This is a genomic window from Aliiroseovarius sp. F20344, from assembly GCF_023016155.1.
Classification (GTDB): Bacteria; Pseudomonadota; Alphaproteobacteria; order Rhodobacterales; family Rhodobacteraceae; genus Aliiroseovarius.
This window is the reverse complement of the sequence record NZ_JALKBG010000003.1, coordinates 302,308-320,216: the sequence shown is the minus strand read 5'-3', so window position 1 is coordinate 320,216 and position 17,909 is coordinate 302,308. Positions and strand designations below refer to the sequence as shown.

At 55.3% G+C, this 17,909-nt stretch carries 16 protein-coding genes; 14 read left to right on the top strand and 2 right to left on the bottom strand.

Annotation, left to right across the window (positions count from 1 at the left end; genetic code table 11):
• The first annotated feature begins 9 nt into the window (after nucleotides 1–9).
• Nucleotides 10–690 carry a flagellar hook capping FlgD N-terminal domain-containing protein gene (locus MWU55_RS02045; RefSeq protein ID WP_246934037.1) on the top strand — a complete coding sequence of 227 codons (681 nt, stop codon included), beginning with the start codon at nucleotides 10–12 and terminating at the stop codon, nucleotides 688–690.
• Nucleotides 691–726: 36 nt separating this feature from the next.
• Complete coding sequence (locus MWU55_RS02040; protein ID WP_246934036.1) at nucleotides 727–1,638, top strand: aminoglycoside phosphotransferase family protein; 912 nt, start codon at nucleotides 727–729, stop codon at nucleotides 1,636–1,638.
• Here the strand turns inward: MWU55_RS02040 and ubiB are convergent.
• Both ubiB and ubiE read right to left on the bottom strand, forming a co-directional pair.
• Complete coding sequence (ubiB, locus tag MWU55_RS02035; protein ID WP_246934035.1) at nucleotides 1,624–3,153, bottom strand: 2-polyprenylphenol 6-hydroxylase; 1,530 nt, start codon at nucleotides 3,151–3,153, stop codon at nucleotides 1,624–1,626. The genes MWU55_RS02040 and ubiB overlap by 15 nt on opposite strands.
• Before the next feature lies 1 nt (nucleotide 3,154).
• A complete protein-coding gene (gene ubiE / locus MWU55_RS02030; protein ID WP_246934034.1) occupies nucleotides 3,155–3,907 on the bottom strand; it encodes a bifunctional demethylmenaquinone methyltransferase/2-methoxy-6-polyprenyl-1,4-benzoquinol methylase UbiE in 753 nt (250 codons plus the stop codon).
• Nucleotides 3,908–3,981: 74 nt separating this feature from the next.
• Between ubiE and mutM the strand changes: the two genes are divergently transcribed.
• From mutM to MWU55_RS01970, 12 genes are all read left to right on the top strand, one after another.
• Nucleotides 3,982–4,833, top strand: a complete 852-nt coding sequence (gene mutM / locus MWU55_RS02025) for a bifunctional DNA-formamidopyrimidine glycosylase/DNA-(apurinic or apyrimidinic site) lyase (protein ID WP_246934033.1) — start codon at nucleotides 3,982–3,984, stop codon at nucleotides 4,831–4,833.
• Nucleotides 4,834–4,898: 65 nt separating this feature from the next.
• Nucleotides 4,899–5,675 carry an enoyl-CoA hydratase gene (locus MWU55_RS02020; protein ID WP_246934032.1) on the top strand — a complete coding sequence of 259 codons (777 nt, stop codon included), beginning with the start codon at nucleotides 4,899–4,901 and terminating at the stop codon, nucleotides 5,673–5,675.
• A 157-nt stretch (nucleotides 5,676–5,832) separates the two neighbouring features.
• Complete coding sequence (gene rpsT / locus MWU55_RS02015) at nucleotides 5,833–6,096, top strand: 30S ribosomal protein S20 (RefSeq protein ID WP_246934031.1); 264 nt, start codon at nucleotides 5,833–5,835, stop codon at nucleotides 6,094–6,096.
• Between the two features lie 609 nt (nucleotides 6,097–6,705).
• The gene (gene dnaA / locus MWU55_RS02010; protein WP_246934030.1) at nucleotides 6,706–8,070 is read left to right on the top strand and encodes a chromosomal replication initiator protein DnaA; all 1,365 of its coding nucleotides are present in this window, start codon (nucleotides 6,706–6,708) and stop codon (nucleotides 8,068–8,070) included.
• A gap of 135 nt (nucleotides 8,071–8,205) precedes the next feature.
• Nucleotides 8,206–9,324 carry a DNA polymerase III subunit beta gene (gene dnaN, locus MWU55_RS02005; protein WP_246934029.1) on the top strand — a complete coding sequence of 373 codons (1,119 nt, stop codon included), beginning with the start codon at nucleotides 8,206–8,208 and terminating at the stop codon, nucleotides 9,322–9,324.
• A 36-nt stretch (nucleotides 9,325–9,360) separates the two neighbouring features.
• Nucleotides 9,361–10,470, top strand: coding sequence for a DNA replication/repair protein RecF (gene recF / locus MWU55_RS02000; protein ID WP_246934028.1), 1,110 nt, complete (start codon nucleotides 9,361–9,363; stop codon nucleotides 10,468–10,470).
• Nucleotides 10,467–10,883, top strand: a complete 417-nt coding sequence (locus MWU55_RS01995; protein ID WP_246934027.1) for a VOC family protein — start codon at nucleotides 10,467–10,469, stop codon at nucleotides 10,881–10,883. The genes recF and MWU55_RS01995 overlap by 4 nt, the downstream gene beginning before the upstream one ends.
• On the top strand, nucleotides 10,880–11,500 hold the full coding sequence (locus tag MWU55_RS01990) for a LysE family translocator (RefSeq protein ID WP_246934026.1): 621 nt from the start codon (nucleotides 10,880–10,882) through the stop codon (nucleotides 11,498–11,500). Before MWU55_RS01995 ends, MWU55_RS01990 begins: the two co-directional genes overlap by 4 nt.
• 212 nt (nucleotides 11,501–11,712) lie before the next feature.
• Nucleotides 11,713–14,130, top strand: coding sequence for a DNA topoisomerase (ATP-hydrolyzing) subunit B (gene gyrB / locus MWU55_RS01985; protein ID WP_246934025.1), 2,418 nt, complete (start codon nucleotides 11,713–11,715; stop codon nucleotides 14,128–14,130).
• Between the two features lie 152 nt (nucleotides 14,131–14,282).
• On the top strand, nucleotides 14,283–15,839 hold the full coding sequence (locus MWU55_RS01980) for an ABC transporter substrate-binding protein (RefSeq protein ID WP_246934024.1): 1,557 nt from the start codon (nucleotides 14,283–14,285) through the stop codon (nucleotides 15,837–15,839).
• A 142-nt stretch (nucleotides 15,840–15,981) separates the two neighbouring features.
• Nucleotides 15,982–16,962, top strand: coding sequence for an ABC transporter permease (locus tag MWU55_RS01975; protein ID WP_246934023.1), 981 nt, complete (start codon nucleotides 15,982–15,984; stop codon nucleotides 16,960–16,962).
• On the top strand, nucleotides 16,959–17,909 hold the full coding sequence (locus MWU55_RS01970) for an ABC transporter permease (protein WP_246934022.1): 951 nt from the start codon (nucleotides 16,959–16,961) through the stop codon (nucleotides 17,907–17,909). The genes MWU55_RS01975 and MWU55_RS01970 overlap by 4 nt, the downstream gene beginning before the upstream one ends.

The window sequence follows — 17,909 nt, the reverse complement described above, 5'->3', positions numbered from 1 at the left end:
GAGCCAATTATGAACGTGACCTCAACAGCAATGCCCGCCGCGCTGACAGCCGCACCTGCGGACTACGCTCAGGCCTCTGCATCGGACGGCCCCATGGTCTCATCCGATTTTGAGACGTTTTTGGTGATGCTGACAGCGCAGATGGAAAACCAGGACCCGCTTAATCCGATTGAATCGACGGATTATGCCGTGCAGCTGGCGACATTCTCGGGCGTGGAGCAGCAGGTGCGCACTAATGACTTGTTGAAAAACATGGGCGTGCAACTTGGTCTGATGGGCATGTCGGATATCGCGGATTGGGTTGGGAAAGAAGCCCGCGTGGCTGCCCCAGTTCAGTTCGACGGAGCGCCAATTACCTTATCCCCAAATCCTGTTGCAGCGTCAGATGAAGCCATTCTTGTGGTCAAGAACGCTGAAGGTGTGATCGTTGAAAGTAAGCCGCTTCCGGTGTCAACGGAACCGGTGGAATGGGACGGCTTAGATGAATACGGAAACCGTTTTCCTGATGGCGTTTATTCATTCGAGCTGACAAGCCGCAGCAACGGGCTGCATCTCTCGACAGATCCTGTGGAAAGCTATGGGCGTATTGTCGAAACGCAAAACAATGGTGGCAAGTTGTGGTTGGTGCTGGAAAGCGGTGAGCGCGTGACCGCTGATGCCGTTTCTGCCCTGCGTGAGGCCGCCGAATGAGTTTTCGTCGCGCGCTGCGCAGGTTATACAACCTGCATGAGGCCGCACGAGAATAACATAACTGACCTGCCCCTTTGGGATGATGACATTGCGCTGCAACAAGTGCTTTCCCTGATTTGGCAGGATGAAGGGCATGTGACGCAGAACGCCAAATGGTCGCGGCTTTCGGGGGGGCGCAGTAACCCAGTTTGGCACGTTGTGTTGGATGAAATGCCGTATGATCTTGTATGCAAGCTTTTCGACGGCACCGCAGCCACACCACTTTTTGCCAACGAAGGCACACGTGAAGCGTTGGTTTTGAAGCATCTGGAAGGCGAAGAGGTTGCCCCCACACTTGTGGCCTTTTTGGACAGCGCGCTAGGGGCGAGCGTCCTTTACCAGCATCTGGATGGCGTGCCGTGGACCGGCGCGGTCGAAGATGTTGCCCGGTTGATGGCGCGTCTGCATGGTATTGAAGCACCATCTGGGCTGCCCGAAATGATGACGTCGCCAGTATCGCTAATCGCTGAAACACGGGCCATGTCACATGCAGCTGGAGTTTCGCTGACAGCGCCGCCCGAAGTTAATGGCACTTTGCCAAACCCAACCCGCAGGTTTCTGCATGGTGATATTGTCCCGGGAAACATTGTAGTGACTGCTGACGGCTTGCGACTAATCGACTGGCAATGTCCTGTGGTGGGCGATCCAGCTGCGGATATCGCAATTTTCTTGTCACCTGCCATGCAGGTTTTGTACGGAAGCAAACCGCTGACCGATAACCAGATAAGCAACTTTCTGGACGCATATTTGGCATCGGGAGGGGATGCTGTCGGCGTGGTGCGATACGAAGCGCTCGCACCTCTATTTCATTGGCGTATGGCGTGTTATTGCGACTGGAAAGCAGCGCATGGTGACGTTGCCTATCGCGACGTTGCTGCGCTAGAGCGCCATGCCCTAGAGCAGGGTTGAGACCCAGACCGCAGCAAGTACGAGGCCGCCACCGAGCGCGACATAGCTCATCGCACGTATTGGCCTTGCGCGATCGCTTTCCTGATGTACCTCGGATTGACGGATCAATGCGGCTTCGGCCAATTCTGGCAAGCGCGGGCCAAAGCGAGCCAGAACCCGTACCGTGTGGACCAGATCTTGCAGCAAGGCTTTCGGACCGATTGAGTTTGAGATGTAGCTTTCCACCACCGGACGCGCCACTTTCCAGATGTTGATATCTGGGCTTAGGGATCGTGCGACCCCTTCGACCACAACCATCGTGCGCTGAAGCAAGATAAGCTCAGTTCTCGTTTCCATGCCAAATTTCTCGGTTACTTCAAACAGGTACGCCAGAAGACGGCCCATTGAGATCTGAGTGGCATTCATCCCGAAAATCGGCTCGCCCACTGCGCGCAGCGCGCGAGCGAATTCTTCGACATCACGGTCGGCAGGTACATAGCCAGCTTCGAAATGCACCTCGGCCACGCGACGATAGTTGCGGGTGATGAAACCATATAGGATCTCGGCGTAGACGCGGCGGGTGTATTCGTCGATACGCCCCATGATCCCGAAATCCACCGCGATGATGTCTCCATTAGACGCAAATTTCAGGTTGCCCTGATGCATGTCGCCATGAAACAGCCCGTCGCGAAGGGCGTGCGACAGGAAGAGTTGCAACACGTGTTCGCCCAGTCGGTCCATATCCAGCCCGGATGCGCGGATGGCATCAAGGTCGTTTGCGGCAATGCCCTCGCCCCAACCGAGTGTCATCACGGTGCGGCCAGATAGGCCCCAGTTCACTTCGGGGACGACAAAGCCCTCGTCCCGCTCTGTGTTTTCAGCAAACTCGCTGGCCGATGCGCTTTCCAAGCGCAAATCCAGCTCTCCCATCACGACGCTTTCGAAGTGTTCCACCACATCGGTGGGGCGAAGGCGGCGGGTGGATGGCAGCAGCCATTCAATCACGCGGGCCGAGAAGTGGAAGGCGTCAATATCGGTTCGGAACGCGCGTTCGATGCCGGGGCGCAGAACCTTGACGGCCACCGCCTCTCCGGTTTCGGCCAGACGGGCCTTATGGACCTGAGCGATAGATGCTGCTGCAACGGGCTCGGAGAACTCCGAGAATGTCTGGTCTATCGAGATGCCCAGTTCTTTTTCGAACATGCGGCGGGCAACGGCCTGATCAAACGGCGGCAGTTTGTCCTGCAGGTATTGCAGCTGATCAGCAAGCGCAGGCCCAACCACGTCGGGGCGTGTCGAAAGGATCTGTCCGAATTTAATGTAAGCCGGACCCAAGGCGGTGATCGCACGGGTTACGGGCGGCAGGGATGTGTCACCCTTCTTGCCCAACCAAGCAAACGGAAAACCGATTACCCGCGCGGCGATACGCAAAGCAGGAGGAGCATTCAGGGCATCCAAGACGACGCCCATCGCACCGGTTCGTTGAAAGGTCGCGCCTGTCCGGATCAGACGCCAAATATTGTGGGGTCCACGCATATTAGATTTTCCACCCGGAATGCAGCGCTGCGATACCCAGCGACAGGTTGCGATATTTCACATTTTCAAATCCGGCATCGCTGATCATCTGGGCAAACGTGTCTTGATCTGGGAATTTTCGGATCGATTCCACCAGATACTGATAGCTGTCCGCATCGCCCGCAATAAGTTGCCCCATCTTGGGAATGACGTTGAAGGAATAGAGGTCATAAAGCTTCTGCATGCCGTCATCAGGCAGCTGACTGAATTCCAACACCATCAGTCGACCCCCGGGCTTCAGTACGCGGTAGGCTTCTTTCAAAGCATCCGGGATGCGGGTCACGTTGCGAATGCCGAAGCTAATCGTGTAGCGGTCAAAGCTGTTGTCCTCAAAAGGCAGGGCCATGGCGTCGCCGACAACCCAGTCCAGATGGTTGGCCAAATGCGAGGCCTCGGCGCGTTTGCGGCCTTCGACCAACATGCTTTCGGTCATATCAAGCACGACGGCCTCTGCCCCCGGAGCACGTCCCAAGAAGCGGAATGAGATATCGCCAGTCCCACCTGCCACATCCAAAAGGCGCTGCCCGTCACGCGGGGTCAGCCAATCCATCATTGCATCTTTCCAGACGCGGTGGATACCCACGGACATGACGTCGTTCATGATGTCATATTTCGAAGCCACATTGGTAAAGACGCCGTGGACCATTCCGGCCTTGTCGTCTTCATCCACGGTCTTAAACCCGAAATGCGTGGTGCGGTTGTCTGACGTGCTCATTGGGCATACTCGCTTCTTGCGGTTGATCCCTCATATCGCGACAGTAAGGGACGCACAATGGAGAGGCTCTCAACATGCCCGAATTACCCGAGGTCGAGACAGTACGTCGCGGATTACTTCCAGTAATGGAGGGCGCGCGCATCTTGCAGGCCGAAACACGGCGCGAGGGGCTGCGCTGGCCGTTTCCTGACCGGATGGCAGAAAGGCTAACTGGAGCGCGCGTGGACAGGTTGGGAAGGCGGTCGAAATACCTGCTTTTGGATCTGGATACCGACGAGACTCTGATCATTCACTTGGGTATGTCAGGGCGCATACTGATCTCGGGCCACAAGCTGGGGAAAATGCATCACGATCACCCCGCGCCTGAAAAACATGATCACGTCGTGTTCGATCTTGAGAATGGTGCGCGGGTGACCTTCAACGATCCAAGGCGTTTTGGGGCGATGGACCTTTGTGCGACGTCTGCGCTTGAAGATCACAAGTTGATCCAAGTTTTGGGACCGGAGCCATTGGGGAACCGGTTTGATGCGGAGTATCTGATTGAAGCGTTTGAGGGAAAGAACACGCCGATCAAAACGGCCTTGCTGGATCAGGGAATCATCGCGGGATTGGGCAATATCTATGTTTGCGAAGTGCTGTTCCGGGCGGGAATCCATCCGACGCGTAAGGCGGGACGGATTTCTGAGGATCGGGTGGCCAGTCTGGTTCCGATCATTCGGGACGTGCTTTCCGAGGCGATCGAAAGCGGTGGCTCTTCGCTGAAAGATTATCGGCAGGCAGACGGTGATCTTGGTTATTTTCAACACAGTTTCCGGGTTTACGGGCGCAAGGGGGAACGTTGCGTCAATTCGCGCTGTGAGGGCGAAATCCGGCGAATCGTGCAGTCTGGACGCTCGACTTTCTATTGTGCGCAATGCCAAAGATAGCTTGATCCACCGGACCGGCGTGCTAGGACTCCGCTCCAACCACTCGCGACAAAGGCAGGGGAACCATGGCCTATAAAAACATCATCGTTGAAACCGAAGATCACGTTACGCTGGTAAAACTCAACCGGCCCGACGCGTTAAATGCTTTGAACCTGGAGCTTCTTGCAGAGCTTGGTGATGCCTTGGCGGACGCGCAAGCCAATGACAAAGTGCGTTGCATTGTGATCACCGGATCCGAGAAAGCCTTTGCCGCTGGTGCCGACATCAAGATGATGGCCGAGAAAAGCTTTGTCGATGTGTTCGCTGGTGACCTATTTACCCCTGAAGAAGACGCGATCATGCGCATTCGAAAGCCGATCATTGCCGCCGTATCCGGCTACGCGCTGGGCGGCGGGTGTGAGCTGGCCATGATGTGCGATTTCATCATCGCCTCTGACACCGCCAAATTTGGCCAACCCGAAGTGAACCTAGGCGTGATGGCCGGCATGGGCGGCACGCAACGCCTGACCAAGCTGGTTGGCCGTGCAAAGTCTATGGACATGAACCTGACGGGTCGTTTCATGGATGCGGAAGAGGCCGAGCGTTCGGGTCTGGTAAGCCGCGTCGTGCCTGCGAAAAAGCTGATGGACGAAGCAATGTCCGCAGCCGCGAAAATCGCTGAGAAGTCGATGATCACCGTGATGGCGATCAAAGAATCGGTGAACCGCGCCGAGCAGCTTCCTCTGACCGAAGGCATTCTGTTCGAGCGTCGCGTATTCCATTCGCTCTTTGCGACGGAAGATCAGAAAGAGGGTATGGCTGCCTTTGCCGAGAAGCGCGAACCGCAGTTCCGCGACAAGTAAACCTATTTGGGCTTCCCTTTACGGTGCAAATGCCGTAAACGGCAGCCCATCCATGCGCGTGAGGCCCGCTTAGGCCAGAATCACCGGTTCTGAACCCGGTCGGGTGCTGTACGCGCAGCTTAGACAACGTAACACACCCGAAAGAGGGATCAGACACATGGCAAATTCGCCCCAAGCTAAAAAACGCGCCCGTCAGAACGAGCGTCGTTTCGCTGTTAACAAAGCCCGCCGTTCGCGCATTCGCACCTTCCTGCGCGCCGTTGAAGAAGCAATCGAGTCGGGTGACAAGGACGCAGCAGCAGCTGCCCTGAAAGCTGCCCAGCCCGAGCTGATGCGCGGCGTCACCAAAGGCGTTTACCATAAGAACACAGCTTCGCGTAAAGTCTCGCGCCTATCCGCTCGCGTGAAGGCTCTGGGCTGATACAGATTCGCGACCAAACCGCGATCGAAAACAAAAAAAGAGCGTGTCCAAATGGGCACGCTCTTTTTGCTAAGTGAGCCGAGAATTTTGATTTTACAAACGGCTTGCGGGATTCGTTTCACGAAACTCTGAGTCAAGTGTGAAGTTCTATTGCGCGCATTGCTGACGGATTGCTAGCTTGCCCTCAGCGATTCACTTCGCCGACTTGGGACTATCAGACAAACGTGGGCTAAACCTACGAACTATAAGGGGAAAACCCCTTTTGCCACATTAGGATTTGATTCTTTGGGGGTCAGATTCCAATGCGTGTCGCCCGCTTGACCGCAAGCGGTCCAGTGACATGCATCAAGCCGCTTTGCCTGCAAAGGCGGTTGAGCAGACTGTCAAGTTCCGGACGTCCAGAAGGACACTTCGCCAGCATGGGCCGCCATGTGGTGAGGCATCCTTATTGGCTCGGTGTTTAAGGCTGGCCAGCGTTCTGCGCGCTGCATGTCATGTGTTTCGCGATGGGAGGGTGCGCTGCACGTGCGCCATGTGAATTGGATATTAGTGCCTGTGAAAGACTGTCGCCGAACAGTCTGAAACTATAAAACGCTGGGTCGAGGTAAAATGACGAACGAAGAATGGGGCAAGGTCCGCAACAAGCTGCAAAAAGCGGTGGGACAGAATAATTACACCAGCTGGATCGAACCCTTGGAATTTGCTGAACTTGATGGCGGTATTGCGCGCTTTCTGGTTCCGACAAATTTCTTTGGCAACTGGGTAAACCAAAGCTTTGGCGATCAAATCATGCGCCATATGAACAGTGAAGGCGTCAAGGTTGCGCGTCTTGAGTTCACTGTACCGGAGAAAGCAAAGCCCCGCCCTGTGGTACAGCAAGGCGAAGCCGCGACCGCACCAACCGCAAGTGCCGCCAAGCCAGACCAAGGCGAGCTGCCCGGCGCGCCGTTGGATAAGCGCTTTACCTTTGACAGTTTTGTTGTTGGCAAGCCGAACGAGCTCGCCCATGCTGCTGCCCGTCGTGTTGCCGAAGGCGGCCCTGTCACCTTCAACCCTCTATTCCTTTATGGCGGCGTTGGTCTGGGTAAAACCCACCTGATGCACGCGATCGCGCATGAAATGAAAACACGCCAGCCCGACCTGCGTGTGGTTTATTTGTCCGCTGAGCAATTCATGTATCGCTTCGTTCAAGCGATCCGCGAAAAGCAAATGATCGACTTCAAGCAGATTTTCCGTTCGGTTGACGTCCTGATGGTGGACGATGTCCAGTTCATCGCCGGCAAAGACAGCACGCAGGAAGAGTTCTTCCACACGTTCAACGCCCTTGTGGACCAGAACAAGCAGATCATCATCTCGGCAGACCGCGCACCGGGTGAGATTAAGGATCTGGAGGATCGCATCAAAAGTCGCCTACAGTGTGGTTTGGTCGTTGATTTGCATCCGACCGACTATGAGCTGCGGTTGGGTGTGCTGCAAAACAAGGTGAACAGCTACCGCGAACAATACAAAGGTTTGGTGATCGCGGATGGGGTTCTGGAGTATCTGGCGCACCGGATTTCGACAAACGTTCGCGTGCTGGAGGGTGCTTTGATGCGTCTGTTCGCATTTGCCTCGCTTGTTGGCCGCGAGATTACACTGGAACTGGCTCAGGATTGCTTGGGTGACATCCTTCGCGCATCTGATCGCAAGGTCACGGTCGAAGAAATCCAGCGCAAAGTGTCCGAGCATTACAACATCCGCCTGTCGGATCTAATTGGTCCAAAACGTGTTCGCACCATTGCCCGTCCGCGTCAGGTGGCGATGTATCTGGCAAAGCACATGACGTCGCGGTCGCTGCCAGAAATCGGTCGCCGTTTCGGTGGGCGTGACCACACAACGGTCATGCATGGCGTGAAGCGGATCGACGAACTAAAGGGCATTGATGATCAGATCGCGGAAGATCTGGAATTGCTGCGCCGCGCACTAGAAGCGTAATGCAACCCTGAATTGGCGGTTTTAAGGCTTAAAGCCTTGACCCGCCCACGAAAGAAGCGGACATTCCGAATAAAGAATTGAGCCGGGCGGTGAACCTGATATGGTCTCTGCCCCGGTATCTGTCAGGAGTGGGACATGAAGATCAGTATCGAACGCGGCGCGCTTCTAAAGGCCGTGGCACAGGCGCAATCAGTTGTAGAACGCCGGAACACCATTCCAATCCTTGCAAATGTGCTGATCGAGGCCGAAGGAAACAGCGTGTCCTTCCGCGCTACGGATCTGGATATCGAGGTTGTCGACAAGACCGAAGCCATGGTCGAACGCGCCGGGGCCACCACGGTTTCCGCTGTGACCTTGCACGAGATTGTGCGCAAGTTGCCTGACGACGCGCTTGTCCAGCTGACCGACGATGGAGCAACTGGACGTTTGAGCGTCGAAGCTGGCCGTTCCAGCTTTTCGCTTGCGACATTGCCGAAAGAAGACTTCCCGGTCATGGCAAGCTCGGAATACTCGGCAAATTTTGCAGCACCTGCACCGGTTCTGCGCCGTCTGTTCGACAAATCCAAATTTGCGATCTCTACAGAAGAAACTCGTTATTATCTGAACGGTGTCTACATGCACGTTTCAGAATCTGATGGCGGCAAGGTGCTGCGATGTGTGGCCACAGATGGTCACCGTCTGGCGCGCATTGACGCAGATCTGCCCTCTGGCGCTGAAGATATGCCAGGTGTGATCGTTCCGCGTAAAACTGTGGGCGAGCTGCGCAAGCTTCTGGATGATGATGAAGCGGAAATTGCTGTGTCTGTTTCAGAAACTAAGGTGCGGTTTGCTACGCCTGCAATCACGCTAACGTCGAAAGTGATCGACGGAACCTTCCCAGATTACACGCGCGTCATTCCTTCGGGCAACACGCGCAAGCTGGAAGTTGATGCGACCGAGTTTGCGCAAGCCGTGGATCGGGTTGCCACTGTATCAAGCGAGCGTTCGCGCGCCGTAAAGCTGCAGTTGGACGAAGATCGTCTTGTTCTGTCGGTCAATGCACCTGATGCAGGTGCAGCCGAGGAAGAGCTGGCCGTGGCCTATAACGACGAGCGGTTGGAGATTGGGTTCAACGCGAAATATCTGCTGGAAATCGCCAGCCAGGTGGATCGCGAAAATGCAGTCTTCATGTTCAATTCGTCGGGCGACCCGACTTTGATGCGTGAAGGCAATGACACCAGCGCAGTTTACGTCGTCATGCCTATGCGTGTGTGACCTGTCACGCACTGAACCGCTGAGAAGGAGGGCGCGATGACACTCGCCCTTCGCGAGCTGACACTCAGCCATTTTCGCAGTCACAAACTGGCACGCCTGTCGTTGGATGGTCGGCCTGTTGTGCTTCATGGGCAGAACGGGGCCGGTAAGACGAACATCCTTGAAGCTATTTCGATGCTTTCGCCCGGGCGTGGGCTACGACGTGCGGCGTTGGATGAGATGATCCGAAAGCCAGAAGCTGTCGGCTGGAAAATCTCGGCTGTGCTTCAAAGTCTGCATCAGGTGCACGAGGTCGAGACTTGGCTTGAGGCTGGATCATCCCGACAAGTTCGAATTGACGGAAAGGCCGCCGCGCAAGTGGCCTTGGGGCGCATCGCGCGCATTGTGTGGCTAGTGCCTGTCATGGACCGTTTGTGGGTCGAGGGGGCAGAAGGACGTCGTCGTTTTCTGGATCGTATGACAATGAGTTTCGAGCCGGGTCACGCAGATGCTGTTCTGACTTATGAAAAAGCCATGCGAGAACGGAACCGATTGCTAAAAGACGGGCAACGGGACGGGCATTGGTATGCTGCATTGGAAGCGCAGATGGCGCAGGCTGGGGTGGCAATCATTGCCAACAGAAAGCGTGCGTTGGAGCAACTGTTAGCTGCTCAGGCCGAGGCTGAAACCGCCTTTCCCACAGCAGAGCTTTCATTGGTGCAGCCAGAAGGTGCGGATCTATCAGAAGAACAAGACGCATTGGCGGATGATTTTGCGGAAAGTCGGCCACGTGATTTGCTGGCGGGGCGCACCCTTGTGGGGCCGCATCGGTCCGATCTTGCAGCTGTTTATGCAGCGAAAGGAGTGCCCGCGCGCGATTGTTCGACGGGTGAACAGAAGGCTCTGCTGGTTTCGCTGATCCTTGCCAACGGGCGGGCTTTGGCGCGTGATTTTGGTGCGCCGCCCATCTTGCTATTAGACGAAGTAGCAGCCCATTTGGACGCACGCCGCCGTGCCGCACTTTATGATGAAATCTGCGCGCTGGGCGCGCAGGCATTTATGACCGGAACGGGGCCGGAGCTGTTCGACGAGTTGGGCGCGCGTGCGGCGCATTTCGAGGTCAAAGAGACCAACGGAATTTCAGAAATACATGAGGTGCAGCCATGAAGACCAATCGCGTGACGCTTATCACATTGGGTGTAAAGGATTTGGAGCGCGCCGTTGCGTTTTACGGCTCCATTGGTTGGGAACCGTCCAGCGTGCTGGACAAGGTGGCCTTTTACGACATGAACGGCATGAAGTTCGGGTTCTACACGCTTGAAGGATTGGCCGAGGATATGAACCGCCCGGTCGAGGCGCTTGGAACGGGCGCCATGACACTGGGCCAGAATTTTCCAACCGAGGCTGAAGTGGACGCAGCTTATGAGGCTGCGATTGCCGCAGGTGGCACGGTTGTCACCCGGCCTGACAAGATCTTCTGGGGCGGGTATTCGGGCTACTTCGCTGATCCAGATGGCCATGTCTGGGAATATGCCATGAACCCCTATTGGGAGCTGGATGAAGACGGCCATCTGACATGACGATCACAGCGTCCGAGCTTGGGTTTTATATCTTTGGCCTGTTCATTCTCTTCTTAACGCCCGGCCCCGTTTGGGTGGCCTTGGTTGCACGTGTGTTATCTGGCGGTTTCAAGCAGGCCTGGCCTTTGACACTGGGTGTCGCCGTGGGTGACATCTTCTGGTCCGTTTTGGCGGCGCTGGGCATGGGCTGGGTGGCGTCAAGCGTTGAGGGAGGCATGTTCGTCCTGCGCATCGTCGCCGCGTTGTTCTTTTTGTGGCTGGGCGTGACCATAATTCGGTCAGCCGGGCATAAAGTGACTGGCGACAGTCGCTTGACGCGACCAGGCATGTTGGCGGGTTTTGTGGCCGGGCTGATCGTGATCCTGTCAAACCCAAAAGCCATCCTCTTCTACATGGGGGTTTTGCCGGGCTTCTTTGATCTTTCAGCGCTGACCGGACCTGACATCCTGGCGATTGCATTGGCTTCCTTCGTTGTGCCTTTGGTGGGCAACCTAATACTGGCGTTCTTCGTGGATCGCGCACGCGCATTGCTGTCTTCTGAACACGCTTTGAAGAGGATGAATTACGCCGCTGGAGCGTTGCTACTACTGGTCGGCATAGCGATCCTGTTTGTGTAATGCGTTTCTGCTTGAACCAGAGAATAGTTTGAAAGGAAACGTCGCAAGACTCCTAATTTCTGCGGGCGTTTCGGGTCAAATTAGCGAGACAGCAATTCCCAAAAACAATTTAAGAAAAACATCGCGCGAAAACCGCTAAATATTGTGTGTTCGGCGTGACAATCCCCTTATGAAACACTATATTTTCGGGAACGAATAACAGGAAGGCCCACATGGCTGATGACGCGCAGAACAGTGCCGAGTATGGCGCTGAATCCATCAAAGTTCTCAAAGGCTTGGAAGCGGTGCGAAAGCGCCCTGGTATGTATATCGGTGACACCGATGACGGGTCAGGCCTGCACCATATGGTTTACGAGGTCGTGGACAACGGCATTGACGAGGCTTTGGCCGGTCATGCTGACGCCGTAACCGTCACAATTCATGCTGATAGCTCGGTTTCCGTGTTCGACAACGGCCGTGGCATTCCAGTGGATACGCACCCGGAAGAAGGCGTTTCCGCGGCTGAAGTTATCATGACCCAGTTGCATGCTGGCGGTAAGTTCGACTCGAACTCATATAAAGTGTCCGGCGGTCTGCACGGTGTAGGGGTGTCCGTTGTGAACGCTCTGTCCGATTGGTTGGAGCTGCGCATCTGGCGCGATGGGAAAGAGCACGTCGCTCGATTTGAGCGTGGCGAAACCGCGAAGCACTTGGAAGTGGTTGGCGAATGTGGGGATCGCACCGGGACCGAAGTGCGTTTCTTGGCGTCGACTGACACGTTCTCGAACCTCGATTATCAGTTCAAGACGCTGGAAAACCGCCTGCGTGAACTGAGCTTCCTGAATTCGGGTGTGCGCATCATTATCGAAGATGAACGCCCGGCTGAAAAGCTGGTTTCAGAGCTGCATTATGACGGCGGTGTGAAGGAGTTCGTGAAGTATCTCGATCGCTCCAAAACCCCTCTGATGGAAGAGCCGATCTTCGTCACCGGCGAAAAAGACGGGATCGGGGTTGAGGTCGCGATGTGGTGGAACGATGGCTACCACGAAAATGTTCTGCCCTTTACCAACAACATCCCGCAACGTGATGGCGGTACGCATTTGGCGGGCTTCCGGGGTGCGCTGACGCGGACGCTGAACCTTTATGCCAACTCGTCAGGGTTGGCGAAGAAGGAAAAGGTGAACTTTACGGGCGATGATGCGCGCGAAGGTTTGACTTGCGTGCTGTCAGTGAAAGTGCCGGATCCGAAGTTCAGCTCTCAGACCAAAGACAAACTGGTGTCGTCAGAAGTGCGCCCAGCGGTCGAAGGCCTGATGAATGAAAAGCTGCAAGAGTGGTTTGACGAGAACCCGCAAGTTGCGCGCATGATTGTCGGCAAGATTATCGAGGCTGCATTGGCCCGTGAAGCGGCGCGCAAAGCGCGTGAAATGACGCGTAAGAAGTCGTCGTTGGACGTGGCGTCGCTGCCCGGGAAGTTGGCGGATTGTCAGGAAAAAGACCCGGCCAAACGTGAACTGTTCCTGGTCGAGGGTGACTCGGCCGGTGGTTCCGCAAAGCAAGGGCGTTCGCGCCATGATCAGGCTGTGTTGCCGCTGCGTGGTAAAATCTTGAACGTCGAGCGTGCCCGCTTTGACCGTATGCTTTCCAGCCAAGAAATCGGCACGCTGATCACCGCATTGGGCACTGGAATTGGTCGGGATGAGTTCGACATCTCGAAACTGCGCTATCACAAGATCATCATCATGACCGATGCTGACGTGGATGGTGCGCACATCCGGACGCTTCTGTTGACCTTCTTCTTCCGTCAGATGCCGGAACTGATTGAGGGCGGATACCTCTATATTGCGCAACCGCCGCTTTACAAAGTGGCGCGCGGCAAGTCCGAGGTCTATGTGAAAGATCAGGCGGGACTTGAGGATTATCTGATTAATCAGGGGATCGATGGCACTGTGCTGCGTCTGACCAATGGCGAAGAAATTGCAGGCGCTGATCTGTCGCGGATCGTCGATGGCGCACGTAATTTCAAGCGTATTTTGGATGCTTTCCCGACTCACTACCCGCGCAACATTCTAGAGCAAGCCGCCCTTGCCGGAGCCTTTGATCCGGGTCGTGCAGATGCAGATTTGCAGCGTGTGGCGGATGACGTCGCGGCGCGTTTGGATAAGGTTGCCGTTGAATATGAACGTGGCTGGCAGGGTCGGATCACGCAAGATCACGGTATTCGACTGGCACGTGTTTTGCGCGGTGTAGAAGAGATTCGCACGCTGGACGGTGCTGTGCTTCGGTCTGGTGAAGCGCGTCGTCTGTCAGAAGTGTCGAAAGATACGCGTGACGTTTATCAAGAGCATTCGCACCTGTCGCGGAAGGATCGTGAGATTCTGGTGCAGGGGCCAATTGACCTTCTGAATGCGATTCTGGCCGAGGGTGAAAAAGGTCTGACATTGCAGCGCTACAAAGGTCTGGGCGAGATGAACCCAGATCAGCTGTGGGAAACGACTCTGGATCACGAGGCACGCACGCTGCTGCAGGTTAAAGTCGATGACCTAGCCGAGGCTGACGACATCTTTACCAAGCTGATGGGGGACGTGGTTGAGCCGCGTCGTGAGTTCATCCAGCAGAATGCCTTGTCGGTTGAGAATCTGGATTTCTGATTGATATCAAGCAGTTCCGCCTTCTTTTGGGCGGGGCTGATGCATACTGCAAGTGCGTCATGCGCCCTTTGCATACCTTATACGATATAGGCATTTGCGCACCCGTGGGCCTGAGACTAGCGTTTTGAGCACAACCACAGGGGAGTAAATCCATGACAAAGATTGTCCGTAGCCTTGCGGCGGCCGCCGCAGTGGCGACGTTGGCATCGGCAGCTTATGCCGAAACCACCGTGCGCGTTGCTTATGACGCCGACCCGGTCTCGCTTGACCCGCATGAACAGCTTTCTGGCGGCACGCTTCAGCTGTCGCATATGGTCTTTGACCCGCTGGTACGCTGGACCAAAGATCTGCAGTTCGAAGCCCGTCTGGCCGAAAGCTGGGAACAGATCGACGACACCACCATGCGTTTCAAGCTGAAGAACGGTGTGAAATTCCACTCCGGCAACATGCTGACTGCAAAAGACGTGGACTGGACGTTTGACCGTCTGAAGGCCAGTGACGACTTCAAAGGCATCTTCGCACCTTTCACGGATGTTGAAGTTGTCGACGACATGACCTTCGACCTGAAAACAGCCGAGCCTTATCCGCTGGTGCTGCACACCGCGACGTACATCTTCCCGATGGACAGCGCGTACTACACCGGCACGACCGATGACGGCAAAGACAAGTCGGAAATCGTGAAGCACGGTGACAGCTTTGCATCGCGCAACATCTCGGGTACTGGCCCGTTCGTTGTGTCCGAGCGTGAGCAGGGTGTGAAAGTGGTCTTTGATCGTTTCGGCGATTACTGGGACACTGAAACAGCAGGCAACGTCGACAAGATCATCCTGACGCCGATTAAAGAAGACCCGACCCGTGTGGCCGCGCTTCTGTCGGGCGACGTTGACTTCATCGCGCCGGTTCCGCCGACCGATCTGAAACGCGTTGGCGATGCTGACGGTGTTGACCTGATCACAATGGCCGGCACTCGCATCATCACCTTCCAGATGAACCAGAACCGCGTCGAGGCCTTCAAGGACCCGAAAGTGCGTCTGGCAATCGACTATGCTGTGAACAACGCTGGTATCGTTGATCGCATCATGCGTGGCTTCGGCACCGTAGGTGCACAGGCATCGCCGGCTGGCTACCTGGGTCACGACCCAGCAATCACGCCGCGTTTCGATCTGGAAAAAGCGAAGGCTCTGATGGCTGAAGCAGGTTATGCTGATGGCTTCTCGATCACCATGATGGCTCCGAACAACCGCTATGTGAACGACGACAAGATCGCACAGGCAGTTGCGTCGATGCTGTCGCAGATCAACATTAAAGTTGACCTGCAGACCATGCCGAAAGCCCAGTACTGGCCCAAGTTCGACGAGCGCGCTGCAGACATGATGATGATCGGCTGGCATGCAGATACCGAAGATTCGGCAAACTTCCACCAGTTCCTGTCGGCTTGCCCGGATGAAGCTACCGGCAACGGTCAGTACAACTCGGGTGCTTACTGTAACTCGATGGCGGATGACCTGATGAATGCTTCGAACAGCGAAACCGATCCGGCTAAACGTGCAGAGCAACTGCAGAAGCTGGAAGGTATCCTGTACGAAGAAGCAGCGTTCATACCGCTGCACTGGCAGAACCTTGCTTGGGGATCGAAGTCGAACATGAACTCGGCTGACATCGTAAACGCACTGAACTTCCCGTACTTCGGCGACCTCGTCGTCAAGTAATGGGATCCTCCCCGGGCCGGCTACCTAGTGTCGGCCCGGATTTATTTGCTTGCACGCACGGATCGCTTTGGTCTTGCAGACCAGCCAGCCACCTGACATCAGGCAGCGCGCAAAATAAGACACGTCTACAAAGGTCAAAACGATGTTTGCCTATCTCGTGAAACGAGTATTTCAGGCGATTGCAGTGATGTTTGTCATCTCGGTGATCGGCTTTGCCATCCAGGGCAATCTGGGCGACCCTCTACGCGAGCTGGTCGGACAATCCGTATCTGAGGAAACCCGACAGCAATTGCGGGATGAATTGGGGCTGAACGACAGCTTCATGACTCAGTATCTGCGCTTTGCTGGTAATGCTCTTCAAGGCGATCTGGGAACCTCGTATTTCTTTAAGGAACCAGCGCTGGACGTGATCCTAAAGAAGCTGCCTGCCACACTTGAGCTTGTGATGGGCGCAACCATTATTATCATCGGCCTGTCGGTCCCGCTGGGTGTGTATACGGCGATCAAGCCGGACTCGATTTTGAGCCGCATAATTATGGGGCTTTCGATCATTGGGATTTCGATCCCGGTCTTCCTCACGGCGATAATGATGATCTATGTCTTCTCAGTCGAATATGGATGGTTCCCGTCTTATGGGCGTGGCGATACTGTGCCTGTCTTCGGATACTGGGAAACCAATTTTGCAACAGCAGATGGCTGGATGCACATCATTCTACCGTCATTTGCACTAGCGTCGATCATGCTACCGCTTTTCATCCGGCTGATCCGCTCAGAAATGATGGAAGTGCTGCAATCGGAATACGTGAAATTCGCCAAAGCGAAGGGGATCAATCCCCGTCGCATTTATTTCCTGCACGCCCTGAAAAACACACTGCTGCCTGTCATCACCGTGGGCGGTGTGCAGATCGGTACCATGGTGGCCTACACCATTCTGACCGAGACTGTGTTCCAGTGGCCGGGTATGGGCTTCATGTTCCTTGAGGCCGTGAATCGCGTCGATACGCCCTTGATCGTGGCTTACCTGATCGTCGTGGGATTTATCTTCGTCGTAACCAACACGATTGTTGATCTGATCTATGGTTTGGTGAACCCAACCGTGAACATCGCGAGGATGGGCGCATGAGCACCGAAACCGTGAACCCCCGCACCGAGCCGTCGCGTTGGTCGAAGATCTGGAACTCGAACATGGGTTACAGCTTCCGCAAGAACCCTGTGGCCATTTTCAGCATGGCGGTCTTCCTGATCATCGCAGTGTCGGCTTTTTTCGCACCGTTGATTGCGCCTTATGATCCGTATGATCCGGCATCGATCGACATCATGAATTCCGAGTACCCCCCGTTCTGGGTGTCAGGAGCTTTGCCTGAGTTTTCGTTGGGCACCGACGACCAAGGTCGCGACTTGTGGTCGACAATTCTTTACGGTACCCGCCTGTCTCTTCTGATCGGTATTTGTGCCGTGGCATTGCAGGCCTTCCTGGGGATCTCAATTGGTCTGATCGCAGGCTATGTGGGCGGGCGCGTTGATAGCCTTTTGATGCGTCTGGCTGACATTCAGCTTAGCTTTTCGACCCTGATGGTTGCGATCATCTTTTTGGCAGTCACGCAGGCTATGTTTGGGTCTGAGACCTTCAACCAATACGCGGTTTACTTTCTAATTGCCGTGATCGGCGTGGCAGAGTGGCCGCAATATGCGCGGACAGTTCGTGCGACCGTTCTGGCAGAGAAGAAGAAAGAATATGTGGACAGTGCCCGTGTGCTCGGCTTTGGTCCGGGGCGCATCATGGTGCGCCACATCCTACCAAACTCGCTTTCGCCGATCTTCGTGATCTCGACTGTGCAGGTGGCCAACGCAATCATTTCCGAGGCATCGCTGAGCTTCCTTGGACTTGGTATGCCACCCAGCCAACCATCGCTGGGGTCGCTGATTTCATCGGGCTTTGACTACATTTTCTCGGGCAGCTGGTGGATCACCGCCATTCCCGGAATTGTTCTTGTGGTACTGGTTCTGGTTATCAATCTGTTGGGCGATTGGATGCGCGATGTCCTGAACCCGAAACTTTACAAGGGGTGA